This window comes from Bacillus sp. NS1, from assembly GCF_058248265.1.
Map to the genome: position 1 here is coordinate 234,320 of NZ_JBZAZF010000001.1, position 12,546 is coordinate 246,865.

The 12,546-nt window shown below is 47.0% G+C and carries 11 protein-coding genes and 2 riboswitches; of the genes, 8 read left to right on the top strand and 3 right to left on the bottom strand.

The genetic code is table 11. The annotated features are described in order from the left end of the window. Positions 1-8: 8 nt before the first annotated feature. Entirely contained in the window at positions 9-1,289 is a 1,281-nt protein-coding gene (gene citH, locus AC4CV5_RS01210) for a citrate transporter CitH (RefSeq protein ID WP_166846705.1), read from the bottom strand. A 202-nt stretch (positions 1,290-1,491) separates the two neighbouring features. On the opposite strand from citH, the gene AC4CV5_RS01215 reads away from it, so the two are divergent. From AC4CV5_RS01215 to AC4CV5_RS01225, 3 genes are all read left to right on the top strand, one after another. After that, entirely contained in the window at positions 1,492-3,552 is a 2,061-nt protein-coding gene (locus tag AC4CV5_RS01215) for a catalase (protein ID WP_490921968.1), read from the top strand. 49 nt (positions 3,553-3,601) lie between these two features. Beyond that, complete coding sequence (gene yxiS, locus AC4CV5_RS01220) at positions 3,602-3,892, top strand: protein YxiS (protein ID WP_222142319.1); 291 nt, start codon at positions 3,602-3,604, stop codon at positions 3,890-3,892. Positions 3,893-4,035: 143 nt separating this feature from the next. Beyond that, entirely contained in the window at positions 4,036-4,707 is a 672-nt protein-coding gene (locus AC4CV5_RS01225) for a DUF3298 and DUF4163 domain-containing protein (RefSeq protein WP_490921969.1), read from the top strand. 41 nt (positions 4,708-4,748) lie between these two features. Here the strand turns inward: AC4CV5_RS01225 and AC4CV5_RS01230 are convergent, their stop codons facing one another. Next, entirely contained in the window at positions 4,749-5,942 is a 1,194-nt protein-coding gene (locus AC4CV5_RS01230) for a NupC/NupG family nucleoside CNT transporter (RefSeq protein WP_003236213.1), read from the bottom strand. Positions 5,943-6,069: 127 nt separating this feature from the next. Then, a riboswitch (purine riboswitch) is annotated at positions 6,070-6,171 on the bottom strand. 370 nt (positions 6,172-6,541) lie between these two features. Between AC4CV5_RS01230 and AC4CV5_RS01235 the strand changes: the two genes are divergently transcribed. From AC4CV5_RS01235 to AC4CV5_RS01255, 5 genes are all read left to right on the top strand, one after another. Continuing rightward, the gene (locus AC4CV5_RS01235) at positions 6,542-7,390 is read left to right on the top strand and encodes a methyltransferase domain-containing protein (protein ID WP_166846716.1); all 849 of its coding nucleotides are present in this window, start codon (positions 6,542-6,544) and stop codon (positions 7,388-7,390) included. 154 nt (positions 7,391-7,544) lie between these two features. After that, complete coding sequence (locus AC4CV5_RS01240; protein ID WP_490921970.1) at positions 7,545-8,963, top strand: GntP family permease; 1,419 nt, start codon at positions 7,545-7,547, stop codon at positions 8,961-8,963. 23 nt (positions 8,964-8,986) lie between these two features. Further along, the gene (locus tag AC4CV5_RS01245) at positions 8,987-9,703 is read left to right on the top strand and encodes a CoA transferase subunit A (RefSeq protein WP_326222355.1); all 717 of its coding nucleotides are present in this window, start codon (positions 8,987-8,989) and stop codon (positions 9,701-9,703) included. Continuing rightward, positions 9,700-10,356, top strand: coding sequence for a CoA transferase subunit B (locus tag AC4CV5_RS01250; RefSeq protein ID WP_326222354.1), 657 nt, complete (start codon positions 9,700-9,702; stop codon positions 10,354-10,356). The genes AC4CV5_RS01245 and AC4CV5_RS01250 overlap by 4 nt, the downstream gene beginning before the upstream one ends. A 16-nt stretch (positions 10,357-10,372) precedes the next feature. After that, complete coding sequence (locus AC4CV5_RS01255) at positions 10,373-11,146, top strand: 3-hydroxybutyrate dehydrogenase (protein ID WP_490921971.1); 774 nt, start codon at positions 10,373-10,375, stop codon at positions 11,144-11,146. A 51-nt stretch (positions 11,147-11,197) separates the two neighbouring features. Here AC4CV5_RS01255 and AC4CV5_RS01260 read toward each other — a convergent pair whose 3' ends face one another. Beyond that, entirely contained in the window at positions 11,198-12,334 is a 1,137-nt protein-coding gene (locus AC4CV5_RS01260; RefSeq protein ID WP_222142313.1) for a 5-methyltetrahydropteroyltriglutamate--homocysteine S-methyltransferase, read from the bottom strand. 77 nt (positions 12,335-12,411) lie between these two features. Beyond that, a riboswitch (SAM riboswitch) is annotated at positions 12,412-12,518 on the bottom strand. Positions 12,519-12,546: the final 28 nt, after the last annotated feature.

Sequence of the window (12,546 nt, forward strand, 5' to 3'; positions counted from 1 at the left end):
CCTTCTCGTTAAAACGAAATAATCCCAATCAAAAGCGCTGCAATCGTCATGACAATCGTTGTCCCCACGGCCCATTTAATGGTGAATTTTTGATGGTCACCAAAGCTGACGCCTGCCATTCCGACCAATAGATAGGTGGAAGGCACAAGCGGGCTGAGCAGGTGCACCGGCTGGCCCAGCAAGGAGGCTCTTCCGATTTCAGCGGCATCTATTCCGTAAGCGGAAGCGGCTTCTGCGATGATGGGAAGGACACCGAAGTAAAAGGCGTCATTTGACATGAAAAAGGTGAATGGCATGCTGACGATGGCTGTGATCAACGGCAGGTGCGGACCCATGGCGTCAGGGATAAGTGAAACGAGAGAATGTGCCATCGCATCCACCATTTTTGTGCCAGAGAGAATGCCTGTGAAAATGCCTGCCGCAAACACCATCGAGACAACGTTTAACGCATTTCCTGCATGCGCCGAGATCCGTTTCTGCTGCTCTTTGACATTTGGATAGTTTACCATTAAGGCGATGGCGAATGCGGTCATAAAAAGAACAGCTAGCGGCAGCAGGCTGGTGATCAGAGCGGCCATCAGAGCCACAGTCAGCAGCAGATTAAACCATTGGAGGGCGGGACGCTTGAGCGGCGCAACATCCGGATCGGAAGACGGTGCGTGTTCAATCGAAATGACGCCGAGACGCTTCCGCTCTTTTTTTCCGAGGATATAAGCAACGGCGATCACCCAGAGAATGCCGGCGACCATAGCGGGAATCAGCGGCGTGAAGACCTCTGACGTGTCCAATTTTAAGGAAGCCAAAACCCTCGCCGTCGGCCCGCCCCACGGAATAATGTTCATCACCCCAGAACCGAGCATCGCAATTCCCGCTAACACCAAACGATTCATGCCGAGCCTTTTGTACAGAGGCAGCATCGCCGCAATGGTAATCATATAGGTTGTTGTCCCATCTCCGTCCAGCGAAATGGTCATCGTCAGAACTGCTGTACCGACGGCGATTTTTAACGGATCTCCTTTGACAAGTGATAAAATTTTGGCAATGAGAGGATCAAACAAACCTGAGTCAATCATAATGCCGAAGTACAAAATGGCGAATAACAGCATGATACCGGTAGGAGCGAGGTCTGTAACGCCCTGAATCATCATCTCGCCAAGATCTTTGCCAAATCCGCTGATCAAGGCAAACACAACAGGAACAACAATCAATGCAATAAGAGCAGAAAGCCGGTTAGACATAATAAGGTACATAAAGACAATAATCATCACAAAACCGAGTATGGCAAGCACAATATGACCTCCCCTATTCAACAGTGCATTCTAGGTAAGCGCTTCCACTTTTTCTTTCTGAGTAGAAGGCTTATTTCAAATATGTATGTCCTCATCTTGATATGTAGACCTAAAATCCTATTAAGCGGATTAGCAGTTTATATGAAGAATGCTAAGGGTAAATGTGCTGTAGAATGTTTCGTTTTAAAAAGGGGGAACAGACATGAGTGATGATCAAAACAAACGTGTAAATGAACACTCAAAAGACGAGCAGCTTGAGCAGTACAGGGCCGATAACAGTGGGAAGAAAATGACGACAAACCAAGGCGTGCGAGTATCGGAAGATGAACACTCTTTAAAAGCCGGAGTTCGCGGCCCGACGCTGATGGAGGATTTTCACTTCCGGGAGAAAATGACGCACTTTGACCATGAGAGGATTCCGGAGCGTGTTGTGCATGCGCGCGGGTATGGTGTGCATGGCTTTTTTCAGGTTTACGAGCCGTTGACCGAGTATACACGGGCCAACTTTCTTCAGGACCCTTCAGTGAAGACGCCGGTATTTGTCCGTTTTTCGACAGTCGCGGGTTCTAAAGGCTCCGCAGACACGGTGAGGGATGCCAGAGGCTTTGCGACAAAGTTCTATACTGAAGAGGGAAACTATGATCTTGTGGGAAATAACATCCCGGTATTTTTCATTCAGGATGCGATCAAATTCCCGGATCTGGTTCACGCGTTTAAGCCTGAACCTCACAATGAAATGCCTCAGGCCGCGACCGCTCATGATACGTTTTGGGATTTTGTCGCCAATAATCCTGAGTCGGCACATATGGTGATGTGGACGATGTCCGACAGAGGCATCCCGCGCAGCTATAGAATGATGGAGGGTTTCGGTGTTCACACGTTTCGTTTTGTGAATGAACAAGGTAAGGCGCGTTTTGTGAAATTCCACTGGAAGCCGGTGCTTGGCGTGCATTCTCTCGTATGGGATGAAGCGCAGAAAATTGCCGGGAAAGATCCTGATTTCCACCGCCGCGACCTGTGGGAAACGATTGAAAACGGCGGCACGGTCGAATATGAGCTCGGCGTACAGATGATTGATGAAGAAGATGAATTCAAATTTGATTTTGATATTCTTGATCCTACCAAGCTGTGGCCGGAAGAGCTTGTACCGGTGAAAATCATTGGGAAAATGACGCTGAATCGCAACCAGGATAATGTATTTGCTGAAACGGAACAAGTCGCATTCCATCCGGGAAATGTCGTGCCGGGCATCGATTTTACAAATGATCCGCTGTTGCAGGGACGGCTTTTTTCTTATACAGACACACAGCTCATTCGTCTTGGAGGACCGAACTTCCATGAGATTCCGATTAACCGGCCGGTATGTCCGTTCCATAACAACCAATACGACGGCTATCACCGGATGACCATCAATAAGGGGCCGGTCGCCTATCATAAAAATTCTCTGCAGAACAATGACCCGTCGCCTGCGACAGCTGAAGAAGGCGGCTACGTCCACTATCAGGAGAAAGTCGAGGGCAAAAAAATCCGTCAGCGGAGCGACAGCTTCAACGATTATTACTCACAGGCGAAGCTTTTCTGGAACAGCATGTCTCCTGTCGAAAAACAGCACATCATTTCTGCCTTCTGCTTCGAGGTCGGAAAGGTCAAAAACAAGGACGTACAGCGGCAGGTCGTTGACGTTTTCAGTAATGTGGATGCAGGCTTAGCGGAAGAAATCGCCAAGGGAGTAGGTGTGGCGCCGCCGGCGAAACGAAAAGCATCAAAAGAAATTCTTGCCTCACCTGCGTTAAGCCAGGCCCGTACAGTGAAAACAGCGTCAACGAGAAAAGTCGCTGTTCTCGCCGGAAACGGATTTGATGAAAAAGAGCTGCAAACAGTGCTGGACGCCTTAAAGCATGAAGAGATCACAGCGGATATCATCAGCCCAACGCTGGGGTACATCACTAGCGGCACAGGACAGCAGCTTGAGGCCGGCGGCACGTTCCTGACGGCAGATTCTGTTCTGTATGATGCCGTCTATGCCGCAGGAGGACCAGAGGTAAAGGACAACAAACAAGCGATGGCATTTATCAGAGAAGCATACAATCACTATAAGGCGATCGGCGCGGCAAATGAAGGAATTGATCTTCTTCAAGCAGCTGTCGGAACAACAGAGGGTCCGGGCATCGTGACTGCTAAAGATGAAGCTGACTATACCGCCTTCAGCAAGGCGTTTATCGAGGCGGTCGCCGCTCACCGCCATTGGGATAGACGAATTTGATCCGCTCCTGTATCTTAAAGGAAGATACTTTTCATAAGGAGCATGACAAATGAACGAAAAACAGCTCGCTGAAGCTTACGAACGCGATGAAAATATGATGATTTTGGTGTTTGCCCAATGGTGTGTGAACCATGACCTTGATCCGCTGGAGCTGTACGCCAAAGCGTATCCGCAGCAAAAGCTCAATGAAAGTTTGAAAAAAACCATGGATGAACTGGTCGTGCCGAAACACGAATCAGAGCACATTCCGGACCAGACCGTCATTGCGGTATTAGAGATGTTTGGAAATATAGATTTGGCTCAAGCGGTTCACGAAGCCATTGCTGCACGTAAACAATAAAAAGGAGACATATGTTGTCTCTTTTTTTAATGGGAAAATCGAGCTGTTAGACCTAGAAACTTCTATTGATTTTATCAGTCTATAAAAGTGTGTATTGCTTAAAAAAGGGAATGATAAACAACGATATCAAAGGAGGAGATCGTATGAAGTGGAATCACATGCTGAAAGCCGCGGGGATTGCAGTTTTGCTTTTTTCTGTATTGGCATACGCGGCCCCATCTTTAAAAGCGGTTCAAGGAAAATCACCGACTGTCAGCAGCCATACGTACAAAAAAATCAAGGAATTAAGGTATCCACAGGTGCATGACATCGGAAATGCCGCGTTTGAAAAGAAAATCAATCAAGAGCTGAAAGCCTACATTGAACAATCGTATCAGGAATACCTGAAATACAAAAAAGCAGGCGAACAGCAGGGATTCAAAGCGGAATATCAAACATCCTTCAGCGTCAAATACAATGCGGCGGGCAAGCTCAGCATTCAAACACTCAATTATATCTATTCAGGCGGCGCCCATGGTTTAACGTCTGTTCAGTCCTTCAACTATGACTTGAAAACACAAAAGCGGGTGACACTGAATCAGATTCTGAATACCAAAACAAAAGTCAGCAAAACGAAAGATTACCTATACAGCTATATCAAAAAACATGACACGCTGTTTTTTCCGGACGTAAAGAAAGAGGATATTACCCTTAACCAAGACACAACGTTTTACTTTACGAAAAACGGAATCGCCATCGTCTTCGGCCAGTATGACTTGGGACCTTATGCAGCCGGAATCCGGGATGTACAGGTGCCTTCCTCTATTTATCAATAATCAAAAGAGCCATATCCGCAAAGGGATATGGCTCAATGTTTCTACCATACAAACAGGCCGACAATCGCAGCACTTAGTAAAGAGACTGCAATTCCGCTGACAAGCAATTTCCAAACGTTTTTCCCGATAACCGTTGACTTTTCGCCGTCAAGGATCGAGTTGTACGTACCGTAAATCATGCCGACTGTACTGAAGTTGGCAAATGATGTCAGGAATGTCGTCGCCACCGCAACTGTGTGAGGCGGAAGTGATTTGAGATTTTCTTTCAAGTCAAGCATCGCAACAAACTCGTTCGTTGCCAATTTCATTCCCATCAGCTGAGCGACATACATCGCATCATGTACCGGCAGCCCAAGCAGGAATGCGAACGGACTGAAGAGATAAGCAAAAATTGTCTGGATGGTCAGTCCGTGTACGAAAACGCCAAGAATGCCATTGACTGCTGACGTTAATGCAACATATCCGATCACCATTGCCAAAATAACGATAACCATGTTCATGCCGACAAGCATACTGTTAGAAATCGTAGAGAAAAAGTCTTTCTTTTCTTCTTTAGGCGGTGTATAGATGATATCTTCATCCTCCGGCACATGAACAGGGTTCAGCAGGTTTGCGATAATCAGCGCGTTTAAGCAGTTCAAAGGAATCGCTGTAAACACGTATGTCGCCGGCACCATTGACAGGTAAGATCCAATAATGGATCCGCTGATGCTGCTCATGCTCATTAAGCCGAATGTAAGCAAGCGGTTGTTATTTAATACCGTAAGCTGCTGGCGGATGACCGCAAGTGCTTCAGTATTTCCCAGGAACATCATTTGAATAGAGAAAAAGCTTTCTAATTTCGGCAAGCGGGAAGCCTTTGAAATCACCCAGCCGATTTTATCAATCAGCCAAGGCAAAATGCCGAAATATGTTAAAATATCAAAGAATGTGACGATAAAGATAATTGGAAGAAGTGCACTAAAGAAAAAGTCTACAGTTTCATTCGCCATCACTGATGGGAAAGCAAACGCGATACCGTCACTGGCGCAAGCAATCAGCCAAGTGAAGAAATCACCGATTTTACCGATGGCCCAGCTCCCGACTTTTGTTCCCAGCATAAACCAAGTAATCAGCAATTCCAGAACAATTAACGTAATGATCGGGCGCCACTTGATTTTCTTTTTCTGCGGAGAACATAGGAATACAACTGCCATAATCACAATGAGACCAACAAGGTTTAATAAAAAGTACATGATAGCAACTCCTATGAGGTTTATTATGGAAACAAAAAAAGCTCTTATCCTTCACAAATTCTGGAAGTGCAGAAAGTGTGAAAAATAAGAGCAAACAGAAAAGAACTTGTCCTTTTCAACTCGTTCAAATTTATTCAAACTTTCTTGTAGTCTAGTTTTTTACGGTTACTAGGTAGAAACAATCAGACCATATTACTGATCATATACAAGAATGTCTATTTCTAAGATGATAGCAGTATTTTATCCTTTCACTTTTTGAAAATCAACCTTTTTAACTATTTTCACAATAATAAAATTTATATTTTGAATTTGAGAAAATAAAGGAAAAACATGTTGGATTGCTATGTTGATATGATTTTGATAGCGCTTTTTTTCTTTTATATATGGTTTCCGCTCCTTGAGGTTTGTTGTATGATGTAAATGGGGAAACCCATACAGCAAAAAGGGAGTTTTTTTCATGATTATCCAATTCATTCGTTATAGATAATGACAGGTATAGACAATCTGCCAGGCCTGGCCAATTTTTGAGATGGGCCCAGGTTTATTTGTCTATGCCTTTTTCATTTATCTAAAAATGAATGAATGAGGTGTTTTTTATCATGAAACGAACACTTGATGTCAGCATGTTTCGATGCCCGCTATGCGGTTCTTCCATAGATGCTGCTTTGGGAAAAAGCTTGATTTGTACAGAACGAGGCCACACATTTGATATATCTCGGCACGGATACGTGAACTTCCTGGCGAAGCCGGCCAAAACTGGGTACGATGCCGGACTTTTTGAGGCGAGGAGCAGGCTAATTGGGGAATGCCGGTTTTTTGAACCGCTCCATAATGCGATTGCAGATCTCATCAGATATCTTAAATCTGGTCAAGAGTCATTCACCATCTTGGATAGCGGGTGCGGTGAGGGTTCTCATTTGAATGCGCTTTGCGGGTTTGATTATGCAGGAAGAACAGCGACGGGAGCCGGCATAGATCTTTCGAAGGATGGGATTGTAAAAGCTTCTAAGACATTCAAAGACCAGATGTGGGCGGTTGCCGATGTGGCGCGTGCTCCCTTTCATGACCGCCAATTCGATGTTGTCCTGTCGATTTTTTCTCCGTCCAATTACGCAGAGTTTCATAGGCTGCTGAAGGATGATGGCATGCTCATAAAAGTAGTGCCGAGAAAAGATTATTTAATAGAATTAAGGCAATTTTTATATACTGCTTCACCAAGGCGTACGTATTCCAATACGGCAGCTGTTGAGCGTTTTACAGCGAATGTTGAACACAGCCGTCATATGAGGCTGCGCTATGTCAAAACGCTTGACCGGCAAGCGATACATTGGCTCCTTAAGATGACGCCGCTCGCCTGGTCTGCGCCGGAAGACAGAGTCAGCCTGCTGAAAGAGATGAAATCAGCTGATATTACCGTTGATGTCGATATCCTAATAGGAATGAAATGAATGGCAGAGGAAAGCTCCGAAAAAGGGGGGCTTTCCTTTTTTTAATCGGAATAGTTGGCCCACGTTTCTCGTACATATGGAAAAGGGGAAGGAAACGGCCGATGCGGAGAGTATTTTGTAAACGCTTTCCCATCCGTGGAAATGGAGGATGTGTGTGGAACTGATCATTATTCTAGTGGCGTTAGGCTTGCTGATGTTTACGGCGTATCGGGGATTTTCTGTCATATTATTTGCGCCGATTTGCGCGTTATTCGCGGTGCTGCTGACCGATCCAAGCCATGTGCTTCCTTTTTTCTCATCAATTTTCATGGAGAAGATGGCGGGTTTTATTAAGCTGTATTTTCCGGTCTTTTTGCTCGGTGCGATTTTTGGAAAGGTCGTTGAAATGTCCGGGCTTGCGGCATCCATTGCGAAAACGATTGTCAGGCTTGTCGGGGCAAAAAGAGCGGTACTTGCAATCGTGCTGATGGGCGCTATCTTGACGTACAGCGGCGTCAGCCTGTTTGTTGTCGTATTTGCCGTATATCCGTTTGCGAAAAACCTGTTTCGAGAAGCAAACATACCGAAACGCCTCATCCCGGGCACGATTGCTTTAGGGGCTTTTACGTTTACGATGGACGCACTTCCGGGGACGCCGCAAATTCAAAATGTCATCCCGACGACGTTCTTCAAAACAGACATTTATGCTGCTCCTTGGCTTGGCTTGTTCGGCGCAGTGATTGTGCTGGCAGCGGGCATGCTCTATTTGGAATCGAGGCGGAAAAAAGCCCAGGCATCCGGGGAAGGCTACGGCGGTTTTGATTCGGAGAATTCTGCTGCTCTTGAATCGTCTGAGCCCGCGGCCGAACGGGACAAAAACCCGATGCAGCATGCGCTTGCCTTTGTCCCGCTAATACTCGTAGGTGCAATGAATAAATGTTTCACCATATACCTCCCCAAGTGGTATCCGAATGGATTTGATTTTTCATCGATAGGATTAAAGGAGTTCGGCAAGCTTGATATTTCTTCAGCAGCTGCCATTTGGTCGGTGGAGCTCGCTCTGGTAATTGGCATCATCACAACGATTTTATTTGATTGGAGAAGAGTGTTTGCCCGAATGAAGGAAGGGCTGAATGAAGGGATCGGCGGCGCCTTGCTGGCATCTATGAATACGGGTGCCGAGTATGGTTTCGGCGGCGTTATCGCCGCGCTGCCGGGATTTCACAAGCTGAGCAGCGGAATTTCGCACACCTTTACCGATCCGCTTGTGAACGGGGCCGTCACGACAACTGCGCTGGCGGGGATCACCGGGTCGGCTTCAGGAGGTATGGGCATTGCACTAAGCGCGATGTCGGAACAATACTTGCAGGCGATTCAGGCTTACAACATTCCGCCGGAAGTGATGCATCGAATCATATCGATGGCATCAGGAGGCATGGATACGCTGCCGCATAATGGCGCTGTCATCACGCTTCTGGCCGTGACGGGACTGACTCACCGGCAATCGTATCGGGATATTTTTGCGATCACACTTATCAAAACGGCAGCCGTATTTGCTGTGATCGCGATTTACAGCCTGACGGGTCTAGTGTAGGAGAAAACGAAAGGGGCATCAATATGGGAAAAGTGTTGTCATCAAGTAAGGAAGCTGCGGAACTGATTCATGATGGAGATACGCTGATCGCAGGAGGATTCGGGCTATGTGGCATTCCTGAACAGCTCATTTTGGCGATAAGAGATCAGGGAGCAAAGGATTTAACCGTTGTCAGCAACAATTGCGGAGTCGATGACTGGGGGCTCGGTTTGCTTTTGGCTAATCGGCAAATCAAGAAGATGATTGCATCTTATGTCGGCGAAAATAGAATTTTTGAGCGGCAGTTTTTAAGCGGAGAGCTTGAGGTCGAGCTTGTTCCCCAAGGAACACTGGCTGAGAGAATTCGTGCAGGCGGCGCGGGCATACCGGGATTTTACACGGCGACAGGCGTTGGCACTTCAATAGCCGAGGGAAAAGAACATAAAACATTCGGCGGCCGGACGTATGTGCTGGAGAGAGGCATTGCCGGCGATGTGGCGATCGTCAAAGCGTGGAAAGCGGATACTATGGGGAATTTGGTCTTTCGGAAAACGGCGAGAAATTTCAATCCTGTTGCCGCCATGGCAGGCAAGATCACGATTGCTGAGGCGGAAGAAATCGTGGAAGCGGGAGAGCTCGATCCAGATCACATCCACACACCGGGAATTTACGTACAGCATGTGGTGCTTGGCGCGAGCCATGAAAAACGGATTGAAAAGCGAACCGTTCAGCAAGCGGCGGGAAAGGGTGGTGCGAAATGAAGGAAGCGAGAAAACGAATGGTCAAACGGGCTGTACAAGAAATCAAGGATGGCATGAACGTCAATCTTGGGATTGGAATGCCGACGCTTGTCGCAAATGAGATACCCGATGGCGTTCACGTCATGCTTCAGTCAGAAAACGGCTTGCTCGGGATCGGCCCGTATCCTCTGGAAGGAACGGAAGACGCGGATTTGATCAATGCAGGAAAGGAAACAATCACTGAAGTGACGGGCGCTTCCTATTTTGACAGCGCTGAGTCATTCGCAATGATAAGAGGCGGGCATATCGATTTGGCTATCCTTGGCGGCATGGAGGTTTCGGAGCAGGGTGATTTGGCCAATTGGATGATCCCCGGAAAGATGGTAAAAGGGATGGGCGGCGCCATGGATCTCGTCAACGGGGCGAAACGGATCGTTGTCATCATGGAGCATGTCAATAAGCATGGCGAGTCGAAGGTGAAAAAAACATGCTCCCTTCCGCTGACAGGCCAGAAAGTCGTGCACAGGCTGATTACGGATTTGGCTGTTTTTGATTTTGATAACGGCCGCATGACACTGACTGAGCTTCAGGAAGGTGTCACAATTGAAGAGGTTTATGAAAAAACAGAAGCCGATTTCGCTGTCAGCCAGTCTGTGATCAAACAAAATTCTTAATGGGAAGGAGTTTGACATGAAAAAACAAGTCGCCTTGGTGACAGGAGCAGCTGGCGGAATCGGGTTCGAAATCGCGAGGGAATTCGCCCGTGAAGGCGCTAGCGTCATCGTTTCGGACCTTCATCAGGAAGCGTGCGAAAAGGCCGCTTCCAAGCTTACAGAAGAAGGCTTTGACGCAGCAGCCATTCCGTGTGATGTGACAAAGGAAGCGCAAGTCGCTGATACGGTGAACACCATCCAAAAACGATATGGCCGCTTGGATATTTTGGTGAACAATGCCGGTATTCAGCACGTCGCTCCGATTGAGGAGTTTCCGACAGAAACCTTTGAACAGCTGATCAAGGTCATGCTGACGGCGCCCTTCATCGCGATGAAGCATGTTTTTCCGATCATGAAAAAACAGCAGTTTGGCAGAATCATTAATATTGCATCTGTTAATGGTTTAGTCGGCTTTGCGGGGAAATCCGCTTATAATAGCGCCAAGCACGGCGTCATTGGGCTGACTAAGGTCGGGGCGCTGGAAGGCGCGCCCCACGGCATTACAGTCAACGCGCTCTGTCCGGGTTATGTCGATACACAGCTTGTCTGCAATCAGCTGAGCGATCTTTCGAAAACAAGAAATGTCCCTTACGACTCCGTGCTTGAACATGTCATTTTTCCGCTTGTGCCGCAAAAACGATTGCTTTCCGTAAAGGAAATTGCGGATTATGCAATTTTTTTGGCAAGCGAGAAAGCGAAGGGTGTCACCGGGCAGGCTGTTGTCCTTGATGGGGGCTACACCGCTCAATAACATAAAAAACACACTTGCTCCGCCAGGGAATCAAGTGTGTTTTTTCTTTGCTTATTTCCAAACATCGTTAGCGATTTCAACTACATGGCGCAGCTTCGCCCATTGCTGTTCTTCAGTCAGCTTGTTGCCTTCCTCAGTTGAAGCGAATCCGCATTGAGGACTGAGGCAAAGCTGATCTAAGCTCACATAACGGGATGCTTCTTCGATACGGCGTTTTACATCGTCCGGATGTTCAAGCTCACCGAATTTAGATGTCACTAATCCAAGGACAAGCTGAAGATCAGAGCGCTTCACATAACGGAGCGGCTCAAATCCGCCTGAGCGTGAATCATCATACTCCAGGAAAAGCCCGTCCAGGTTCAAACCGTCAAAAATGGTTTCGGCTGCTGCGTCATAGCCGCCTTCCGCTGTCCAAGTGGACTGGAAGTTGCCGCGGCAAATATGCATTGTTACGGTCAAGTCATCCGGACGGTCGGCAATCGCATCGTTAATCGATTTCGCAAACAGCTGGCGAAGCTCATCAGGCGTTGTTCCGAACGCTTCGATTTGTTTTAATCCTTTTTCAGATAAGAAAACAGCCCAAGCTGTATCATCAAGCTGAAGGTAGCGGCAGCCTCTGTCGTAAAACGCTTGAATCGCTTTTTTATATGCTTTGGATACATCGTGCTGGAAAAGATGATAGTCGTTTTTGTATGCATCCTTTTCCAGTTTTCCGCGGAAAAACAGCATATTCGGGCTTGGGATCGTCATCTTTGGCGTCGCGTCACCGGCAATGCTATGGAGAAATGAGTAATCTTCAAGCATTTGGTGAGTTGAAAAGTCGATATCACCTGTGACTTTAATGCCGCGTGCTTTTGTCTGTACGTTATGAAATTGAATGCCCTGCTCAGGAGTAAACGGCTCAACGCCATCCAGGTTTTCCAGAAAATCAAAATGCCACCATGCTCTGCGGAATTCACCGTCTGTCACCACGTTCAGGCCGGTTTCCTTCTGTTTTTCCACAATGCGGATGATTTCATCGTTTTCGATTTGGCGAAGCTGCTCAGCTGTAATCTCGCCTGCCGCTTTTTGCAGCCGTGCTTTTTTGACGGGCTCAGACCTCAGCAGGCTTCCGACTTGATCCGCGCGAAACGGCGGTTTTTTTCTTTGAAGTGATTTTTGTTCTGCGGGTGTTGTTTGTTGTGACATGTTGTTCATTCCTTCTTTCCATTCGAATATAAAAAAGCTCTTCCTTTGGATAAGGAAGAGCTTGTGTGACAATCTCAACCTTATCTTCAAGAGCAATCATTGCTCTAAAGGATTTAGCACCATTCTGTTAAACAGCGGTTGCCGGGTATCGCAGGGCCAGTCCCTCCACCTCTCTTGATAAGGAAAACCTTTTTATGAAATTTTCTGATAGT